Source organism: Pseudomonas sp. TE12508 (genome assembly GCF_056279485.1).
The window spans coordinates 304079-323506 of the sequence record NZ_JBWCCN010000001.1 but is presented as its reverse complement, the minus strand read 5'-3'; the positions used below and the strand labels follow the sequence as shown (position 1 = coordinate 323506).

Annotated in this window: 15 protein-coding genes; 2 read left to right on the top strand and 13 right to left on the bottom strand. The window is 59.7% G+C overall.

The window, feature by feature from the left end; all coding sequences use genetic code 11:
• Window positions 1–6: 6 nt before the first annotated feature.
• Window positions 7–453 (top strand): excinuclease, encoded by a 447-nt coding sequence (locus ACZ9IM_RS01400; protein ID WP_476223215.1) that lies wholly within the window; start codon window positions 7–9, stop codon window positions 451–453.
• Between the two features lie 207 nt (window positions 454–660).
• On the opposite strand, the gene ACZ9IM_RS01395 is transcribed toward ACZ9IM_RS01400, so the two are convergent.
• Window positions 661–1044: a type II toxin-antitoxin system PemK/MazF family toxin gene (locus ACZ9IM_RS01395; protein ID WP_427626619.1), complete on the bottom strand. Its 384-nt coding sequence runs from the start codon at window positions 1042–1044 to the stop codon at window positions 661–663.
• A gap of 99 nt (window positions 1045–1143) precedes the next feature.
• Window positions 1144–2046: a LysR family transcriptional regulator gene (locus tag ACZ9IM_RS01390; RefSeq protein WP_427626617.1), complete on the bottom strand. Its 903-nt coding sequence runs from the start codon at window positions 2044–2046 to the stop codon at window positions 1144–1146.
• Between the two features lie 152 nt (window positions 2047–2198).
• On the opposite strand from ACZ9IM_RS01390, the gene ACZ9IM_RS01385 reads away from it, so the two are divergent.
• A complete protein-coding gene (locus ACZ9IM_RS01385) occupies window positions 2199–3440 on the top strand; it encodes an MFS transporter (RefSeq protein WP_427626677.1) in 1242 nt (413 codons plus the stop codon).
• Between the two features lie 171 nt (window positions 3441–3611).
• Here ACZ9IM_RS01385 and hemE read toward each other — a convergent pair whose 3' ends face one another.
• The 11 genes from hemE to ACZ9IM_RS01330 form a co-directional block, all read right to left on the bottom strand.
• Window positions 3612–4679, bottom strand: coding sequence for a uroporphyrinogen decarboxylase (hemE, locus tag ACZ9IM_RS01380; protein WP_427626615.1), 1068 nt, complete (start codon window positions 4677–4679; stop codon window positions 3612–3614).
• 254 nt (window positions 4680–4933) lie between these two features.
• Window positions 4934–6352, bottom strand: coding sequence for an FAD-dependent oxidoreductase (locus ACZ9IM_RS01375; protein WP_048396075.1), 1419 nt, complete (start codon window positions 6350–6352; stop codon window positions 4934–4936).
• A 33-nt stretch (window positions 6353–6385) separates the two neighbouring features.
• Window positions 6386–10831: a glutamate synthase large subunit gene (gltB, locus tag ACZ9IM_RS01370; protein ID WP_476223214.1), complete on the bottom strand. Its 4446-nt coding sequence runs from the start codon at window positions 10829–10831 to the stop codon at window positions 6386–6388.
• 351 nt (window positions 10832–11182) lie between these two features.
• Window positions 11183–12769: an SPOR domain-containing protein gene (locus ACZ9IM_RS01365; protein WP_427627955.1), complete on the bottom strand. Its 1587-nt coding sequence runs from the start codon at window positions 12767–12769 to the stop codon at window positions 11183–11185.
• A 10-nt stretch (window positions 12770–12779) separates the two neighbouring features.
• Complete coding sequence (gene aroB, locus ACZ9IM_RS01360) at window positions 12780–13880, bottom strand: 3-dehydroquinate synthase (protein WP_008009204.1); 1101 nt, start codon at window positions 13878–13880, stop codon at window positions 12780–12782.
• Between the two features lie 150 nt (window positions 13881–14030).
• Complete coding sequence (aroK, locus tag ACZ9IM_RS01355) at window positions 14031–14549, bottom strand: shikimate kinase AroK (RefSeq protein WP_032830073.1); 519 nt, start codon at window positions 14547–14549, stop codon at window positions 14031–14033.
• Between the two features lie 4 nt (window positions 14550–14553).
• Window positions 14554–16629 carry a type IV pilus secretin PilQ gene (locus tag ACZ9IM_RS01350; protein WP_476223213.1) on the bottom strand — a complete coding sequence of 692 codons (2076 nt, stop codon included), beginning with the start codon at window positions 16627–16629 and terminating at the stop codon, window positions 14554–14556.
• 13 nt (window positions 16630–16642) lie between these two features.
• The gene (locus ACZ9IM_RS01345; RefSeq protein ID WP_123499940.1) at window positions 16643–17170 is read right to left on the bottom strand and encodes a pilus assembly protein PilP; all 528 of its coding nucleotides are present in this window, start codon (window positions 17168–17170) and stop codon (window positions 16643–16645) included.
• Window positions 17167–17790: a type 4a pilus biogenesis protein PilO gene (pilO, locus tag ACZ9IM_RS01340; protein WP_476223212.1), complete on the bottom strand. Its 624-nt coding sequence runs from the start codon at window positions 17788–17790 to the stop codon at window positions 17167–17169. The genes ACZ9IM_RS01345 and pilO overlap by 4 nt, the downstream gene beginning before the upstream one ends.
• A complete protein-coding gene (locus ACZ9IM_RS01335) occupies window positions 17787–18353 on the bottom strand; it encodes a PilN domain-containing protein (protein ID WP_008067651.1) in 567 nt (188 codons plus the stop codon). The genes pilO and ACZ9IM_RS01335 overlap by 4 nt, the downstream gene beginning before the upstream one ends.
• Window positions 18353–19417 (bottom strand): pilus assembly protein PilM, encoded by a 1065-nt coding sequence (locus tag ACZ9IM_RS01330; protein ID WP_183681090.1) that lies wholly within the window; start codon window positions 19415–19417, stop codon window positions 18353–18355. The genes ACZ9IM_RS01335 and ACZ9IM_RS01330 overlap by 1 nt, the downstream gene beginning before the upstream one ends.
• Window positions 19418–19428 lie beyond the last annotated feature (11 nt).

Below are 19428 nucleotides of genomic sequence, written 5' to 3'. Positions count from 1 at the left end.
ACCTTCATGCACTTCAAGAAACTCGCTGCCGCCGCCACCCTGCTGATCTGCGCATTGCCGAGCATCAGCCAGGCCCGTGACACCGCGGTGTATCTGCCTTTTGACAAAGCAGTCGCCGAAGCAACCCGCGCCGGCAAAATCGATGGCAGCGTGAAGTTCTACCTGGCAGGCAATACACCGACTGGCAACGTCACCGTCCTCAGCGCCGGCGCTGTAACCAACAAGAAAACCAACGCCTTCAACAAGTCTGACGAAGTGGCCTGCGAATGGGTCGCGCAATCGGCAATCATCAGCCTGCACCAGGCCGCGAAGAACGCCGGTGCCAACGCCGTGACCAACATCGTCAGCTTCTACAAGAAAAATGAGCGCAAGGATGCCAAGACCTATGAGTGCCACGCTGGGGCGCTCATGGCGGGCGTTGCGCTGAAAGGGGATTTGGCGAAGGTTCAGTAACACTAGAAACGACAAAGGGCGCCTTTCGGCGCCCTTTCACAAACAGGTCGGCTTGTCATTGCCCTTTACCTGTCTGGCTCTGCGATGGCTGGTTGCCCAGGATCCTCAGAGTCTCACAAGCCCCTTTCGGGAACGTCAGCAGTATTGCTTTAAATTGAACGGACGACAACGGCTGGCAATTCGCCGGTCGCGCCACCCTTAGTGCCATCACAGACCCAGAGCGCTACGTACTGCGGCTTTGATTGCAAAAAACTCATCTGTTGCAAGTTGTGAAATGAGATAAACACGCTTTCCCTGACGATCCCGACTTTTGATCCGGTCCAGTCTGGAGAGACTTACCGTCGCAACCATGTCGCATTTTGCCCAGCAGATCGGACTGGCTCCATGCAGATGGTTCGCAAGCTTCAGATGATGGTCAAGTACACAGTCCGGGGCGGTGGTGCTCAGGGGTACGACTGTCACCAACAAACTATTGGTCCTGTGTTTGCGAATTACGACAACAGGTCTGACCTTGATCATCTCGGGGACTTCATAACCCCTGAAGTCGCAAATCAGTACGCTGCCTTCCTTGGGTTGATATCGAAGTGGCATCCATGACACTCATCGAAAAAAAACGATTCTGCGCAAGAATCAGGTAAATAACCAAGGCAGATCCGTAACCTGAAATGTCCCTCTTTCGGGCGCTCGCAGTCATGGCATTAACGGTTCAACCTTACGCGTCAGCAACTCCACAAACGCCTTGGCCATCGGAGATTTCTGATCCTTGCGCTGCACCAGCCACACTGCCGACACAGCTTCCGGATCCAGCAACGGGCGGTAGACCACGCCATCAATACGCATCCGCTGATACGACGCCGGCAACACCGACACTCCCAAACCTGCCGCCACCAACCCGATAATCGTCATCGCCTCGCCAGCCTCTTGCGCGAAGTGCGGGCTGAAACCGGCATCCCGCGCCAGGCTGAGCAGCTGTGCGTACAAACCACTGCCATAGCTGCGCGGGAAAAATACGAATGGTTCGAGGGCTAGCGCCGAGAGGAATAAACCTTCTTCGCTGCCATTCACCAGCGGATGCTTGGAGCTGAGCACCGCCACCAGTGGCTCACGCATCAATTCCACTACGCTGAGCGAGTCCGGCAGCCCAAGCGGCCGCATGATGCCGACTTCGATCGACTCATCAACCAGTGCATCAGCCACTTGGGTACTGCTCATTTCCCGCAGGTTCAGGTGCACTGCCGGGAAGCGCTGGCGAAACGAGAAAATCGCTTGGGGAATGGTCGAGTTGAACGGCGCCGACGAGGTGAAGCCGATCTTTAGTTCCCCCAACTCACCGAGTTGTGCCCGCCGTGCAACATCGGCCGCTTTGTCGACCTGAGCCAGCACCAACCGCGCCTCTTCCAGAAACAGCCGACCGGCCTCGCTGAGTTCGACCCGACGATTGGTACGCTCGAAAAGCCGCGCGCCGACCTCCTGCTCCAGCGCCTGAATCTGCTGGCTCAGCGGCGGTTGCGAGATGCCCAGCACTTGGGCGGCGCGGCCGAAATGCAGTTCTTCGGCGACGGCAATGAAGTAGCGCAGGTGGCGCAATTCCATGAAAACTCCATTAGGTCGTTAAACCTATCAAACAGGTCGAACAATATATTGGATTGAATCATTAGCCAGCTATATGATTTTTTCATTGCCTGACCGGCTGCGCCCCTCCGAGGTCTGAAGTGAAAACTGCTGTCGCCCCACTCGCCCATGAAATTCCGCCCACTGCGCTGGATGATGTCGTCGCCGAGCGAAGCGAGATCTACATCGAAAAAGGCACGCCGATGTTCATGCGCACGGTGCTGGCGCTGTTCTCGGGCGGCTTCGCGACCTTCGCCCTGCTGTATTGCGTGCAGCCGATGATGCCGTTGCTGTCCCACGAATTTTCCATCAATGCTGCGCAGAGCAGCCTGATCCTGTCGGTGGCCACCGGCATGCTCGCCATCGGCTTGCTAATCACCGGCCCCATCTCTGATCGCATCGGGCGTAAACCGGTGATGGTCGCCGCGCTGTTCGCCGCCGCTCTCTGCACCATGGCCAGCGCAATGATCCCGAGCTGGCAAGGCGTGCTGGTGATGCGGGCGCTGGTGGGGTTGTCGTTGAGCGGTCTGGCGGCGGTCGCGATGACTTACCTGAGCGAAGAAATCCATCCGCAGCACCTTGGCCTGGCCATGGGCTTGTACATCGGTGGCAACGCTATTGGCGGCATGTGCGGGCGGTTGATCGTCGGGGTATTGATCGACTTCGTCAGCTGGCACACGGCGATGCTGGTCATCGGTGGCCTGGCGCTGATTGCCGCAGCGGTGTTCTGGAAAATCCTCCCGAAATCGCGCAACTTCCGCGCCCGCTCGTTGCATCCGCGCAGCCTGCTCGACGGCTTCACCATGCACTTTCGCGATGCAGGTCTACCACTGCTGTTCCTTGAGGCGTTCGTGCTGATGGGTGCGTTCGTCACGCTGTTCAATTACATCGGTTATCGCCTGCTGGCCGAGCCGTACCACATGGACCAGGCCTTCGTCGGGTTGCTCTCGGTGGTGTACCTGTCGGGCATCTACAGCTCGGCGAAAATCGGCGCCCTGGCCGACCAGCTCGGCCGGCGCAAAGTGCTCTGGGCAACCATCGTGCTGATGATCGCTGGCCTCGCCCTGACCATGCTCACGCCGTTGCCGGTGGTGATCATTGGCATGCTGATCTTCACCTTTGGCTTCTTCGGCGCGCATTCAGTGGCCAGTAGCTGGATTGGTCGCCGAGCGATCAAGGCCAGAGGACAGGCGTCGTCGCTGTACCTGTTCAGCTATTACGCCGGGTCGAGTATCGCGGGTACAGCGGGCGGCGTGGCCTGGCACTTGGGTGGCTGGAACGGGATCGGGTTGTTTATTGGCGGGTTGTTGGTGATTGCGCTGTTGGTGGCATTGAAACTGGCGAAATTGCCGCCGTTGGGCGATGTGAAGGCTTGACGCAAAACCATGTGGGAGTGGGCTTGCTCGCGAAAGCGGTGGATCAGTCGACATCGATGTTGAATGTTCAACCGCTTTCGCGAGCAAGCCCGCTCCCACATTGACCGAGTACTACCTGATGTCTCATACAAAAACGCCCGGCAAAGCCAGGCGTTTTTTATTGGGCCACGATCACTCGTGATACTGCGCCGACAGTTCATGCACCGCGCGCAGGAAGGCGCCAGCATGTTCTGGGTCAACTTCCGGGGTGATGCCATGACCGAGGTTAAACACGTGGCCGCTGCCCTTGCCGTAGCTGGCGAGAATGCGACCAACTTCGGCGCGAATGGCTTCAGGTTTCGCGTAGAGCACGGTCGGGTCCATGTTGCCTTGCAGGGCGACTTTGTTGCCGACGCGCTGGCGTGCTTCACCAATGTCGCAGGTCCAGTCCAGGCCCAGCGCATCCGCGCCGGCGTCGGCAATGCTTTCCAGCCACAGGCCGCCGTTCTTGGTGAACAGGATGACCGGCACTTTGCGGCCTTCGTGCTCGCGGATCAGGCCGCTGACGATTTTGCGCATGTAGGCCAGGGAGAATTCCTGGTAGGCCGCTGCGGAGAGGTTACCGCCCCAGGTGTCGAAGATCTGCACCGCTTGCGCGCCGGCCATGATCTGGCCGTTGAGGTACGAAGTGACCGACTGTGCGAGCTTGTCCAGCAGCAGGTGCATGGCTTGCGGGTTGTCGTAGAGCATGGCTTTGGTCTTGCGGAAGTCTTTCGACGAGCCGCCTTCGACCATGTAGGTCGCCAACGTCCATGGGCTACCGGAGAAGCCGATCAGCGGCACGCGGCCGTTCAGTTCACGACGGATGGTGCTGACCGCATCCATGACGTAGCCGAGATCTTTGTGCGGATCAGGAATCGGCAGGGCTTCGATGTCGGCCAGGGTGCTGATGACTTTCTTGAAGCGCGGACCTTCACCGGTCTCGAAATACAGGCCTTGGCCCATGGCATCGGGGATGGTCAGGATGTCGGAGAAGAGGATCGCCGCGTCCAGTTGCGGATAGCGGTCGAGCGGCTGCATCGTGACTTCGCAAGCGAACTCCGGGTTCATGCACAGGCTCATGAAGTCACCTGCCTTGGCACGGCTGGCGCGGTATTCAGGCAGGTAGCGACCGGCCTGACGCATCATCCACACAGGGGTGACGTCTACGGGTTGCTTGAGCAGGGCGCGAAGGAAACGGTCGTTCTTCAGGGCAGTCATGTCGGCATCCGGAAAAAAAGTGCGGGCATTTTCTCAGAGCCGGGCGCAAAAGGCACGGCAAGAGCCGCTCCTTTTGTCTATCGGGTCAATTTGTCGCGGTGGAATGCGCTGTTTAGCAACACTGAGAAACAACTGTGGGAGCGAGCCTGCTCGCGATGACGGAGTGTCAGCCAATACATCTGGTGACTGATACACCGCTATCGCGAGCAGGCTCGCTCCCACAGGGTTACTGCATTTCAGCTCAGGAATCGGGGTTACACGCCCAGGTAATCCAGGATCCCTTCAGCGGCATTGCGGCCTTCGAAGATCGCCGTTACCACCAGGTCGGAACCGCGCACCATGTCGCCACCGGCGAAGATTTTCGGGTTGCTGGTCTGGTGTTTGTACTGGCCTTGTTCCGGTGCCACGACGCGGCCCTGGCTGTCAGTCTGAATGCTGAACTGCTCGAACCACGACGCCGGGCTTGGACGGAAGCCGAAGGCGATGACCACGGCGTCAGCCGGAATGATCTCTTCGGAACCCGGGATCGGCTCGGGGCTGCGACGGCCACGGGCGTCCGGCTCGCCGAGACGGGTCTCGACCACTTTCACACCTTCGACGCGGTCTTCACCGACGATCGCGATCGGCTGGCGGTTGTAGAGGAATTTCACGCCTTCTTCCTTGGCGTTCTTCACCTCTTTGCGCGAGCCCGGCATGTTCGCTTCGTCGCGACGATAGGCACAGGTCACCGACTTGGCGCCCTGGCGAATCGAAGTACGGTTGCAGTCCATCGCTGTGTCGCCACCACCCAGTACCACGACCTTCTTGCCTTTCATGTCGACGAAATCTTCCGGCGACTTTTCAAAGCCCAGGTTGCGGTTGACGTTGGCGATCAGGAAGTCCAGCGCGTCATACACGCCCGGCAGATCTTCACCGGCAAAGCCGCCCTTCATGTAGGTGTAGGTGCCCATGCCCATGAACACGGCATCGTATTCTTCGAGCAGTTGCTCGATGGTCACGTCCTTGCCGATTTCGGTGTTCAGGCGGAACTCGATACCCATGCCGGTGAAGACTTCGCGGCGATTGCTCAGCACGGTCTTTTCCAGCTTGAACTCGGGGATGCCGAAGGTCAGCAGACCGCCGATTTCCGGGTTCTTGTCGAACACCACCGGGGTCACGCCGCCACGTACCAGCACGTCGGCACAGCCCAGGCCCGCAGGGCCCGCACCGATCACCGCAACACGCTTGCCGGTCGGTTTGACCTTGGACATGTCCGGGCGCCAGCCCATGGCGAACGCGGTATCGGTGATGTACTTCTCGACCGAACCGATGGTCACCGCACCAAAACCGTCGTTGAGGGTGCAGGCACCCTCACACAGACGATCCTGAGGACACACCCGGCCGCACACTTCCGGCAGGGTGTTGGTCTGGTGCGACAGCTCGGCGGCCTGCAGGATGTTGCCCTCGGCCACCAGTTTCAGCCAGTTGGGAATGAAGTTGTGCACCGGGCACTTCCATTCGCAATACGGGTTACCGCAACCCAGGCAGCGGTGGGCCTGGTCGGCCGACTGCTGGGGTTTGAAGGGTTCGTAGATTTCCACGAACTCTTTCTTGCGTTGACGCAACAGTTTCTTCTTCGGATCTTTGCGCCCGACATCGATGAACTGGAAGTCGTTATTCAGACGTTCAGCCATTGTTAAAACCTCATCAAACTCTTCAGGCGCATATCACTGCGGGTTGGCACGGGTGCTGGAAAGCAACGATTTCAGGTTGGCAGCCTTGGGCTTGACCAGCCAGAAACGACGCAGATAGTCATCGAGGTTTTCAGCGAGGTTACGACCCCACTCGCTGTCGGTTTCCTCGACGTATTCGTTCAGCACGCGTTGCAGGTGGCTGCGATAGGCTTCCATCGCCTCACCGCTGATCCGCTGGATTTCCACCAGTTCGTGGTTGACCCGGTCAACGAAGGTGTTGTCCTGGTCGAGCACGTAGGCGAAACCACCGGTCATGCCTGAGCCGAAGTTGTAGCCAGTCTTGCCCAATACGCAGACAAAACCACCGGTCATGTACTCGCAGCAGTGATCGCCGGTGCCTTCCACGACAGTGTGAGCACCGGAGTTACGCACCGCGAAACGCTCGCCCGCGGTACCGGCGGCGAACAGCTTGCCCCCGGTGGCGCCATACAGGCAGGTGTTGCCGATAATGGCGCTGTCCTGAGTCTTGTAGATGCTGCCCTTCGGCGGAACGATGACCAGCTTGCCGCCGGTCATGCCCTTGCCGACGTAGTCGTTGGCATCGCCTTCCAGGTACATGTTCAGGCCGCCGGCGTTCCACACACCGAAGCTCTGACCCGCCGTGCCTTTGAAGCGGAAGGTGATCGGCGCGTTGGCCATGCCCTGGTTGCCGTGCTTGCGAGCAATTTCACCGGAGATCCGCGCGCCGATGGAACGGTCGCAGTTGCAGATATCCAGGGCGAAATCGGCGCCGCTCATGTCGTTGATGGCCGAAGTGGCCAGGTCGACCATTTTCTCGGCCAGCAGACCTTTGTCGAACGGCGGGTTGCGGTCGACCTGGCAGAACTGAGGCTTGTCTGCGGGGATGTGATCGCTGCCCAGCAACGGGGTCAGGTCCAGGTGATTCTGCTTGGCGGTCTGGCCTTCGAGGATTTCCAGCAGATCGGTACGGCCGATCAGCTCTTCGAGGGAGCGCACGCCCAGCTTGGCCAGCCACTCACGGGTTTCTTCGGCGACGTAGGTGAAGAAATTCACCACCATGTCGACGGTACCGATGTAGTGATCCTTGCGCAGCTTCTCGTTTTGAGTCGCAACGCCGGTGGCGCAGTTGTTCAGGTGGCAAATACGCAGGTATTTGCAGCCCAGGGCGATCATTGGCGCGGTGCCGAAGCCGAAGCTCTCAGCGCCGAGGATCGCCGCCTTGATCACGTCGAGGCCGGTTTTCAGGCCGCCGTCGGTCTGCACCCGGACCTTGCCGCGCAGGTCGTTGCCACGCAGGGTCTGGTGGGTTTCGGCCAGGCCGAGTTCCCACGGTGCGCCCGCGTATTTGATCGAGGTCAGTGGCGATGCACCGGTACCGCCGTCGTAGCCGGAGATGGTGATCAAGTCCGCGTAGGCCTTGGCCACACCGGCAGCGATGGTGCCGACGCCGGCTTCTGCAACCAGCTTCACCGAGACCAATGCCTTCGGGTTGACTTGTTTCAGGTCGAAAATCAGCTGCGACAAGTCTTCGATCGAGTAGATGTCGTGGTGCGGCGGAGGCGAAATCAGGGTCACGCCCGGCACTGCATAGCGCAGCTTGGCGATCAGACCGTTGACCTTGCCGCCAGGCAGCTGACCACCTTCGCCGGGCTTGGCGCCCTGAGCGACCTTGATCTGCAGCACTTCAGCGTTGACCAGGTATTCCGGCGTCACACCGAAACGACCCGTGGCGACCTGCTTGATTTTCGAGCTCTTGATGGTGCCGTAGCGCGCCGGGTCTTCGCCGCCTTCGCCGGAGTTGGAACGCGCACCGAGGCGGTTCATGGCTTCGGCCAGGGCTTCGTGGGCTTCCGGCGACAATGCGCCCAAAGAGATGCCCGCGGAGTCAAAGCGCTTGAGCACCGATTCCAGCGGTTCGATCTCGCTGATGTCCAGCGGCGTATCCAGGGTCTTGACCTTGAACAGATCGCGGATCATCGACACCGGACGGTTATCCACCAGCGCCGTGTATTCCTTGAACTTGCTGTAGTCGCCCTGCTGCACAGCGGCTTGCAGGGTGCTGACCACGTCCGGGTTGTAGGCGTGATATTCGCCACCATGGACGAACTTCAGCAGGCCGCCTTGCTGGATCGGCTTGCGCGGGCTCCAGGCTTCGGCCGCCAAAGCTTTCTGCTCGGCTTCGATGTCGACGAAACGCGCGCCCTTGATGCGGCTTGGCACACCACGGAAGCTCAGTTCGCAGACTTCTTCGGACAGGCCGATGGCTTCGAACAACTGCGCACCGCGATACGACGTGATGGTTGAAATGCCCATCTTCGACAGGATCTTGAGCAGGCCCTTGGTGATCCCTTTGCGGTAGTTCTTGAACACCTCATAGAGGTCGCCCAGCACTTCACCGGTGCGGATCAGATCGCCCAGCACTTCGTAGGCCAGGAACGGATAGACCGCCGAGGCGCCGAAACCGATCAGCACCGCGAAGTGATGCGGGTCGCGAGCAGTCGCTGTCTCTACCAGGATGTTGGAGTCGCAACGCAGGCCTTTTTCGGTCAGGCGGTGGTGCACCGCACCGGTCGCCAGCGAAGCGTGGATCGGCAACTTGCCCGGAGCGATGTGACGGTCACTCAGCACGATCTGGGTGCGACCGGCGCGAACGGCTTCTTCAGCCTGATCGGCAACATTGCGCACTGCGGCTTCGAGGCCGACGCTCTCGTCGTAGTTGAGGTCGATGATCTGGCGTTCAAAGCCTGGACGATCGAGGTTCATCAGCGAGCGCCACTTGGCCGGGGAAACGACCGGCGAGCTGAGGATCACGCGCGAGGCGTGTTCCGGCGACTCCTGGAAGATGTTGCGCTCGGCGCCGAGGCAGACTTCCAGCGACATGACGATGGCTTCGCGCAGCGGGTCGATCGGCGGGTTGGTGACCTGCGCGAACTGCTGACGGAAATAGTCGTACGGCGTACGCACGCGCTGGGACAACACGGCCATTGGCGTATCGTCGCCCATCGAGCCGACAGCTTCGTAACCTTGCTCGCCGAGCGGACGCAGCACCTGGTCGCGCTCTTCGAACGTGACCTGGTACATCTTCATGTACTGCTTGAGCTGATCGACGTCGTAGAACGCCGAACCATGGTCGTTGTCTTCCATGGTCGCCTGGATGCGCAGGGCATTCTTGCGCAGCCATTGCTTGTACGGATGACGGGACTTCAAACGGTTGTCGATGGCATCGGTGTCGAGGATCTGACCGGTTTCGGTGTCCACGGCAAAGATCTGGCCTGGGCCAACGCGGCCCTTGGCAATCACGTCTTCAGGCTGGTAGTTCCAGACACCGATTTCCGAGGCCAGGGTAATGAAGCCGTTCTTGGTGGTGACCCAACGCGCAGGACGCAGACCGTTACGGTCGAGCAGGCACACCGCGTAACGACCGTCAGTCATTACCACGCCGGCCGGGCCGTCCCACGGTTCCATGTGCATCGAGTTGTATTCGTAGAACGCGCGCAGATCCGGGTCCATGGTTTCGACGTTCTGCCACGCAGGCGGAATGATCATCCGCACGCCACGGAACAGGTCGATGCCACCGGTGACCATCAACTCAAGCATGTTGTCCATGCTGGAGGAGTCGGAACCTACGCGGTTCACCAGCGGGCCGAGCTCTTCCAGATCCATCAGATCGTTGGTGAACTTGGTGCGACGGGCCTGAGCCCAGTTGCGGTTGCCGGTGATGGTGTTGATCTCGCCGTTGTGGGCGAGGAAGCGGAATGGCTGAGCCAGCGGCCATTTCGGCAAGGTGTTGGTGGAGAAGCGCTGGTGGAACACGCAGATTGCGGTTTGCAGGCGCTGGTCGCTCAGGTCTGGATAGAAGGCGGTCAGGTCCGCCGGCATCATCAGGCCTTTATAAATGATGGTCTTGTGGGAAAAGCTGCAGATGTAGTGATCGACGTCGGCGGCGTTGGCCACGGACGAACGACGACGGGCGCTGAACAGCTTGATCGCCATGTCCTGATCGCTCAGGCCTTCACCGCCGATGTAGACCTGCTCGATTTGCGGCAGGCGCTCAAGGGCCAGGCGGCCGAGGACGCTGGTGTCGATCGGCACTTTGCGCCAGCCCACCAGTTGCAGGCCTTCGGCCAGGATCTCGCGGTTCATGTTCTCGCGAGCGGCTTCAGCTTTCACCGGATCCTGGTTGAAGAAGACCATGCCCACCGCATATTGCTTGGGCAATTCGACACCGAAGGTTTCCTGGGCAATCGCACGCAGGAATACATCCGGCTTTTGAATCAGCAGACCGCAACCGTCACCGGTCTTGCCGTCGGCGTTGATCCCACCGCGGTGGGTCATGCAGGTCAGGGCCTCAATGGCCGTTTGCAAAAGGGTATGACTGGGCTCGCCCTGCATATGGGCTATCAGGCCGAAACCGCAGTTATCCTTGAATTCATCTGGTTGGTACAGACCTGCTTTCATAGACACTTTCTCACCAGGCTGCCTCTTATCGAGGCAAATTTCTTTTCAATTCAGCCAGTTACCATCCACGCCGAACGTGCGCCAGCTTTGCGGGGGCAAAAGGGAGGTCATTGTACACACCGACACCGAGGCTCACAAATTTGACGACGAAATGTCGCAAATCTATGTCGCATTTGTGAAAGGTTTAAAGCGATATGCTGTGCTAGTCAAAACTTTTTTTAATTTTGACCGCAACGACTCAAAGACCACTGTAACGCAGACACCACAAGGCACGCGGTCTGTAGAGACGGCATGCACTTGCAGAAATTTTGAGGTGCTTGGAGAGGCGGCCTGGGTAAGGCCGCCGAATCTTCAGCGAGTTGTTGCCAGTTCCTGTTGGACGCTGGCGACAGTGCGAGGCCAAGGTTTACCAGCCTGAACCTTCGCTGGCAAGGCCTTGATGGCGGTAACGGCTGCATCGCGGTTGGCGAAGCTACCGTAGGTGATGACGTAAAGCGGCTTGCCGTTGAGTACTTTCTTGAAATAACGGTACTCGCCGCCCTGCTCTTTGACGAAGCTTTGCGCGGCCGATTCGGAGCTGGTGCCGAGGATTTGCACCACGTAGTTACCCGGCGCCTGGCCTGCGTACCAGCTGCCACCGGCAGCTTTGGCCACGGCGGCTGGCTTCTCGGCAGGTTTGGCGGCGGCGACTGGCTTGGCGGGCGCTGGAGCCGGTTTGGCAACAGGCGCAGGAGCTGGCTTGGCTGTCGCGACCTGAGTCGGCGCTGGAACCGGTTTGGCGGCAGGTGTTGGCGCCGGGCCCGGCTGGATGCCCGCAGGCGGCGCAGTCGTGGTCACGGTTGGCGGTGTAGCGCTGGAACCTTCGACCGGCACGCCGTCGTCGCCTTCAGTGATACCACCGGCCGCTTCGGCCAACGGGCCACGCATCACCGGCTGCGAGTTGCCGACCAACGGCAATGGCATCGGTTGTGAATTACCGGCGAACTCTACGGCGGGAGCACCACTGCTGTCAGTTTGTGGCGCGCCCTGGCCCAATGGCAGTTGCGCCTGTTCGTTGGCAGGCGCGCCGGTGGTCGGTGCTTTGCTGCGACCCGGCATCAACCAGGCGGCGGCTACCGCGACCACGACTACGGCGGAAATCGCCAATACGTGTTTCTTCGGCATGTTGAACCCCATACTTGGACGCTTCACCGCTGAGCGGCTGGCAATCATGGCTTCGATCATTGCATCGCGGGCGACCTGATTGATGTTGCCAGGCCAACCGTCGGAGCTTTCGTGAATATCAGAGATCTGATCCGCGGTAAAAAGTTCGATACCCCGGCCAGCGCCTTCAAGACGCTGATCCAGATATTCGCGGGTTTCTTCTTCGGTGTAAGGCTGCAATTCGATGACGTGGAAACGCTCTTCCTCAAGGCTCAGCGCGTCAAGTTGCGCAATCAGCGAGGACTCGCCGAACAGGAACACGTGGGGGCGACCTTCCGGCGCGCCCGCGGCTAAAGCCAGCAAGGCTTCCAGCGCGGATTCGTCGAGTTGCTCGGCATCATCCACCAGCAAATAGACTTCCTGCCCCGTGAGGGCAAGCTGTACCACTTGGGCCAGGATGGCGCCGATTTCGGCCTGTTCGACATTCAGCGCCTGAGCCACCTGACGCAGCACACCGGCCGCATCGCCGGCGCCACGGGCGGAAACCACCACGCTCTGCACTGACTGTTTGTTGGTGCTGGCCACCAGGGCCTGACGCAACAGAGTTTTGCCGCTGCCTTGAGGGCCAGTGACCACCAGCAACAACTGGCTGTAACGGGCCAGATGATGCAGTTGCCCCAGCACCGGTTTGCGCTGGGCCGGGAAAAATTTGAAGCCAGGCACCCGTGGAGCGAAAGGGTCATGACTTAACTGGTAATGGCCGAGGAAAGCCTCGTCGGCATGCAAACTAGTCATCGGGATCTTATTAACCTTTAAGCTGAGCCAGGGCGCGGTAATCCGCTCCCAGCGTGGCCTGTAAAACCTCTTTCGGATAATCGTCGGTCACCACTGCTTCGCCCATGTGGCGCAGCAACACCAGGCGCAAACGACCGTCGATCACTTTCTTGTCAATTGCCATGTGCTCGAGAAAATCGGCTTCGGTCATCTCTTGCGGCGGGATGACCGGCAGGCCGGCCCGCTGGAACAGGCGAATACCGCGATCACGCTCCTGTTCGCTGATCCAGCCCAGGCGCGCGGACATCTCCAAAGCCATTACGGTGCCAGCAGCGACTGCTTCACCATGAAGCCAGACACCATAGCCCATGTGGGTTTCGATCGCGTGGCCAAAGGTGTGGCCCAGGTTCAACGTGGCACGTACGCCCGTCTCTTTCTCGTCGGCACCCACCACCGCAGCCTTGGCCGCGCAGGAGCGTTCGATGGCGTAAGTCAGGGCGGTCTGGTCCAGCGCTCGCAGGCGATCGACGTTTTCTTCGAGCCAGGTCAGGAATGGCTCGTCGCAGATCAGCCCGTATTTGATGACTTCCGCCAGCCCGGCGGACAGTTCGCGGGGCGGCAGGGTGTTGAGGGTGGCGGTATCGATCAGCACCACGTTGGGCTGATAGAAGGCACCGACCATGTTCTTGCCCAGCGGGTGATTGATCCCGGTCTTGCCGCCCACCGAAGAGTCGACTTGCGACAACAACGTGGTTGGTATCTGGATGAAATCGACGCCTCGCTGGTAGCAGGCGGCCGCAAAACCGGCCATGTCACCGATTACACCGCCACCGAGGGCGATCACCGTGGTACGGCGATCGTGCCGTGCAGTCAGCAGGCCGTCGAAAATCAGTTGCAGGGTTTCCCAGGTCTTGAAGGCTTCGCCGTCGGGCAGCACCACGGAAATCACCGAGAACTGCGCGAGGCTGCGGGTCAGACGCTCCAGGTAGAGCGGCGCGACGGTCTCGTTGGAGATGATCGCTACTTGCCGCCCGCGGATATGCGGGGCCAGCAGCTCAGGCTGATCCAACAAACCTTCGCCAATATGAATCGGGTAGCTGCGCTCGCCTAGATCGACCTTGAGTGTCTGCATGTGTCCCCACAGTGAAGATGGAATCAGGCGTCCTGCCTTGAGTTTACGAATTCCATGGCGTCTGCTGGTGTGACGCCATTCGGTAGCCAGCTGCCACAACCTTGAGCGGCTGCGACAGGACGCCGAGGATAGCGCATTTCGCGCCGCGCATTAACGGGGCGGTAGCTGCTGCAAGCGTTCGAGGATATCGAGCACCACCATCCGCGGCGGCCGCTCATCGGTTTCAACCACCAGGTCGGCGATTTCCCGATACAGCGGATCACGGATCGCCAGCAAGTCCCGCAGGGTTTTCGCCGGGTCGGCGGTGCGCAGCAGTGGTCGATTGCGGTCGCGAGCTGTTCGGCCGACCTGCTGCTCGACCGACGCATGCAGATAGACCACCCGACCACCGGCGTGCAGCGCCCGGCGATTGGCTTCGCGCATCACTGCGCCGCCACCGGTCGCCAATACCACACCGTCGCACGCGCACAGCTCGGCGATCATCGCCTGCTCGCGGTCACGAAAGCCCGGCTCGCCTTCCTTATCGAAAATCCACGGGATATTGGCGCCCGTGCGCAATTCAATTTCCTTATCGGAATCTTTGAACGGCAGGCGCAGCTCTTTGGCCAGCAACCGGCCGATGGTGCTTTTACCAGCCCCCATCGGTCCAACAAGAATCAAATTTCGCACAGAATCAATGACTCACAGCAATCGCCTGATTGTTCATGATACGCGGAGTGAGAAATACCAGCAGCTCGGATTTTTTCTCCGAAACCACGTCACGCCGGAAAAGGCGGCCAAGATACGGCACATCGCCGAGAAATGGCACCTTATCTACAACCTTGCTCTGAGTATTTGAGAAAACCCCACCAATGACGATGGTCTCGCCGTCGTTAACCAACACCTTGGCGTTGACCTCGTTTTTCTTGATCGGCGGTACATCCTGCACTTTGTTCAGGTAATCCGGTTCATCCTTGGTGACCTTGACCTCCATGATGATGCGGTTGTCCGGCGTGATCTGCGGGGTCACCTCCAGGGACAGCGAAGCCTCCTTGAATGACACCGAGGTGGCGCCGCTGGAGCTGGCTTCCTGATAGGGAATCTCGGTGCCCTTGAGGATTTTCGCGGTTTCCTTGTCGGACGTGACTACTTTGGGCTGCGAGACGATTTCCCCGTTGCCGGTTTTCTCCATTGCCGAAAGTTCAAGGTCCAGCAGCACATTGTCGGTAATGAAGGCGATGCCGATCCCCGAGGTATTGGCAGAAGTCCCCAAATCGACGAACGGCGAGTTGGTACTGGTGCTGCCCGGCGTCCCTATGGTGGTCGAAGAGCCGTTGACCCCGGAGGTGTTCCAGTTACCCTTCTGCACCGAACCGCCCCAGCGCACGCCAAGGCTTTTGTCGTAATCGACGTTGGCCTCGACGATACGCGCCTCGATCATCACCTGACGCACCGGAATATCCAGTTGCGCAACGATGCGACGCAGCTCGTCGAGTCGATCCTGGGTCTGGTAAGCAATGATGTTGTTGGTTCGCTCATCGACAGTGATTGACCCTCTCTCGTCGATTTTCGCCTCGGCGCTGGTCACCGACTGGAACAGCTTGGCGATATCGGCGGCCTTGGCGTAGTTGACCTGTAACAGCTCGCGACGCAGAGGCGCCAGTTCGGAGATCTGCTTCTGCGATTCCAGTTCCTGACGCTCTCGGGCAGCGATTTCATCGGCCGGCGCCACCAGCAGCACGTTACCGATCTTGCGTTTATCCAGGCCTTTGGTTTTCAGCACCAGGTCCAGCGCCTGATCCCATGGCACATTCTGCAGACGCAATGTGATGCCACCCTGCACCGTGTCGCTGGCCACCAGATTGAGGTTGGTGAAATCGGCGATCAGCTGCAGCACCGAGCGCACATCTATGTCCTGAAAATTCAGCGAGAGTTTTTCGCCGGTGTAGGCAAAGCGTTCGGTGTTGCGCTTCTGCAAGTCATCGACAGTCATCGGCCGAATGCTGACGGTCAGTTTGTTGTCGGTCTGATAGGTCGAATAATCGAAGGCGCCACTGGGCTCGATACTGATGATGGCCCGATCGCCCGTGGCGCTGGCGTTGACGAACTGCACCGGCGTAGCGAAATCCTTGACGTCGAGGCGTACACGCAACCGTTCAGGCAGCTGGGTCTTGGTGAAACCGACGATGATTTTGCCATCGCGCTCCTGGATGTCCGGGGCGATGGACGGATCCGACAGATCGATGACCACATTGCCCTCACCCTGGGTGCCGCGCTGAAAATCCACGCCCCGGATGGCTTTGCCCACAGGTGCATTGACCCTGGCGGGCACTGGCGTCGCAATGGCTGCACGCGGTGCGCTGGCGGCCGGTTTGGGCGCCTTGCTACCGGCGCCCTGCCCGACAACCACGAACAAATTGTTGCCTTCGACGCGAGCGTTGTATGGCGTCAATTGAGTCAGGCTGATGATCAGTCGCGTACGGTCCTTGGCCTCAACGACCGTGGCGCTGCGGGCGTTGCCGCCGCCCAGATCCCGATTCTTGTTCGCCAGCTGACTGGTGACCCCAGGCAGGTCCAGCGCAATCCGCGCAGGCTGCTCTGTCGTGTAACCGTGGGGCTGCGGTGGTGGCCCATCGAACGACAACTTCAACTCGACACGGTCACCGGGCAGCGCGGCGACATCCAGCGCTTTGAGGTTGGCCGCCAGTACCATCGGCGACAGAAACGCTATCCATAGCGAAATACCGAAGGTTGATAAAATCCTGTTCATTATTCGAGTTCCACTATGAGTGCTCTTTCAAAGGGATGGTCCGCGGCCGTTCCAGCCAGGCACCTTCGCCGTCAGGAACGATTTCGACCACATCGACTTGCGAACCGCTGATGGCGACGATCCGCCCATCGTTACGCCCCAGGTAATCGCCGACTTTCAGCCGATGCACACCGCCTGCCCCGCGCAGCAGCGCAAAGGAGCCGGTTGCATTGGAGAGGGTGCCGACCATTTCAAACTGTTCGATGTTGAAACCTTCGAGGTACTGCTTGACCCGGTTGGGGTCGGGTTTGACGTTACGCGAGCCGTGCTTCTGACCGGCCAGATCGACTCTGACCTGCCGGGAGAACGGGCTACGCAGGTTGGCAGCGTTATAGGTGAATGTCGGGTAAGACCGGAATGTCGGCGTTGGTTCAATTTTGCCGGGGGCACGCAGGCGCACTTCGTTCAGGTAGGCGTCCAGGTCGCTGAAATCATTGTCGCCGCCACAACCGGCCAGGATGACCAGACACATAACCATCGACAGGCAACGAATCGGGCTCATTTCTGCAACCCCTTGTCGTTGTAGCGATAGGTCTTGGCAAGGATGCTCATACGCAACTTCGGACCGCCATCGGGATTAGCCGGCGCCAGGTCGAAGTCATGCAGGGTGACGATCCGTGGCAGCCCGGCCACGCCGCTGACAAAAGTGGCCAGGTCGTGATAAGCGCCGGTGACGGTGATCTGGATAGGGAGCTCGATGTAGAACTGCTGGGTGACCTCCGGGAGCAGCTTGATTTCTTCGAAGTCCAGGCCGCTGCCCAGGCCGGTGCGGGTGATGTCCTCCAGCAGGCCGGGCACTTCGGTGTCGCTGGGCAATTGCCGCAAAAGCATGCCGAAGGAGTTTTCCATTTCCTTCATCTGCTGGGTATACAGCTCCAGATTCGCCGCCATATGGGCTTTGGTCGCGAATTGCTCCCTGAGCGTCGATTCTTCCTCGCGCCTGAGTTCCAGGTGGTTTTGCAGGTCACTGATCAAGAAGCTGTAGCCCAGGGTTAGCACCAGGACCATCAGCAGGACACTCGCCAGGACCTTGATCGCCGGAGGCCAGGAACCCATGTTGTTGGTGTCCAGATCGTTGATGTCGATCTGGCGGAACCCTTCGAACCATTCGGATGGTTTCATTTAGCGCCCCCCACAATCGCGGGCTGGGTCTGACGGACGGTCAACTGAAAAACATTGGCCTGATCCAGCTGACCGGCGGTGGTCGCCTTGACTTCCGTGAGGTTGGGCGCATCGAACCAATCGGAGGCATCAAGATTGCGCATCAGATCCGAAACCCGGTTGTTGGATTCCGCCGCGCCGGTGATGGACACGGTTTTGCCGACCATTTTCACTTCGGTGAAATAAACTCCGTCCGGCAAGGTACGCGCCAATTGATCGAAAATCCTCCCGCTGATCGGCCGGTTGCCTTGCAGGTCCTGAATAATGCGCATGCGTTCGACGAGTTGCTGTCGGCGGGCCTTCAGATCGCTGATCTGTTTGATCCGCTCGTCGACCACGGCAATCTGCTTGCCGATGTAATCGTTACGGGCGACTTGCCGATTAATGGCGCTGTTAATGACCTGGTCCGCAATCAGCAGCGCTCCCACCGAGCCCACCAACACACCGACCAACGCCAGTAAAAAGCGTTTGCGACGCCCTTCGCGCAACTCTTCACGCCAGGGTAAAAGATTGATCCGCGCCATCAGTCGAAACTCCTGAGGGCCAGCCCGCAAGCGATCATCAGTGCCGGAGCGTCGCTCGCCAGGGCACCGGCGTTGACCTTGCTGCTCAGGGTCATGTCGGAGAAAGGGTTGGCGACCTGGGTCGGCGTACCCAGTCGCTGCTCGATCAATCGCTCCAGCCCGGGGACCGAGGCGGTGCCGCCGGCCAGAAGAATGTGATCGACCGAGTTGTACTGGCCAGAGGCAAAGAAAAACTGCAATGAACGCGACACCTGTTGCACCAACGCATCACGAAACGGCTGCAAGACCTCGCTGACGTAATCGTCCGGCAAACCGCCCTGCTTCTTCGCCAACCCCGCCTGTTCGACCGTCAAGCCATAACGACGCTGGATCTCTTCCGTCAGTTGACGGCCGCCGAACAATTGTTCGCGGGTGTAGATGATCCGCCCGTTGTGCAGCACGCTCAGGGTGGTCATGGTGGCGCCGATATCGACCACCGCCACGGTCAGACGCTCCTGAGAGGCGGCCAGCTGGGTTGCCAGCAGGCCGAACGATCGCTCCAGGGCATAAGCTTCGACGTCGACCACGCGCGCGGTCAGCCCGGCCAGAGCCAGGGCCGCTTCACGGACCTCGACGTTTTCCTTGCGACACGCCGCCAGCAGCACATTGACCCGCTCGGGGTTGCGCGCCGACACGCCTTGCACTTCGAAATCGATCGCCACTTCATCCAGAGGATAAGGGATGTACTGATCGGCCTCGATCTTCAGTTGGTTTTCCATCTCGTCGTCGGAAAGACCGGCGTCCATCTCGATGGTCTTGGTGATGACCGCTGAACCGGCCACAGCGACGGCCACGTTCCTGAGGCTGGTTTTGGCCTTGGATAGCACCCGCGCAAGCGCCTGCCCCACCCCTTCGAGCTCGGCGATATTTTTCTCGACCACGGCACTGGCGGGCAGCGGTTCGACCGCATAGGCCTCGACCCGGTACCGGTCGCCTTGACGACTTAGCTCCAGTAGCTTCACCGACGTGGAGCTGATGTCGATCCCCAGAAGCGTATTGGCTTTTTTATTGAAGAGTCCTAGCACTACCAATTCCC

What these genes read in the sequence shown, in the direction of transcription:
- ACZ9IM_RS01350 (WP_476223213.1), bottom strand. Translation starts at nt 16,629, where the DNA reads ATGAACAGGATTTTATCAACCTTCGGTATTTCGCTATGGATAGCGTTT.
- ACZ9IM_RS01375 (WP_048396075.1), bottom strand. Translation starts at nt 6,352, where the DNA reads ATGGCTGAACGTCTGAATAACGACTTCCAGTTCATCGATGTCGGGCGC.
- ACZ9IM_RS01335 (WP_008067651.1), bottom strand. Translation starts at nt 18,353, where the DNA reads ATGGCGCGGATCAATCTTTTACCCTGGCGTGAAGAGTTGCGCGAAGGG.
- ACZ9IM_RS01345 (WP_123499940.1), bottom strand. Translation starts at nt 17,170, where the DNA reads ATGAGCCCGATTCGTTGCCTGTCGATGGTTATGTGTCTGGTCATCCTG.
- pilO (WP_476223212.1), bottom strand. Translation starts at nt 17,790, where the DNA reads ATGAAACCATCCGAATGGTTCGAAGGGTTCCGCCAGATCGACATCAAC.
- hemE (WP_427626615.1), bottom strand. Translation starts at nt 4,679, where the DNA reads ATGACTGCCCTGAAGAACGACCGTTTCCTTCGCGCCCTGCTCAAGCAA.
- ACZ9IM_RS01365 (WP_427627955.1), bottom strand. Translation starts at nt 12,769, where the DNA reads ATGACTAGTTTGCATGCCGACGAGGCTTTCCTCGGCCATTACCAGTTA.
- aroB (WP_008009204.1), bottom strand. Translation starts at nt 13,880, where the DNA reads ATGCAGACACTCAAGGTCGATCTAGGCGAGCGCAGCTACCCGATTCAT.
- ACZ9IM_RS01395 (WP_427626619.1), bottom strand. Translation starts at nt 1,044, where the DNA reads ATGCCACTTCGATATCAACCCAAGGAAGGCAGCGTACTGATTTGCGAC.
- ACZ9IM_RS01390 (WP_427626617.1), bottom strand. Translation starts at nt 2,046, where the DNA reads ATGGAATTGCGCCACCTGCGCTACTTCATTGCCGTCGCCGAAGAACTG.
- gltB (WP_476223214.1), bottom strand. Translation starts at nt 10,831, where the DNA reads ATGAAAGCAGGTCTGTACCAACCAGATGAATTCAAGGATAACTGCGGT.
- ACZ9IM_RS01400 (WP_476223215.1), top strand. Translation starts at nt 7, where the DNA reads ATGCACTTCAAGAAACTCGCTGCCGCCGCCACCCTGCTGATCTGCGCA.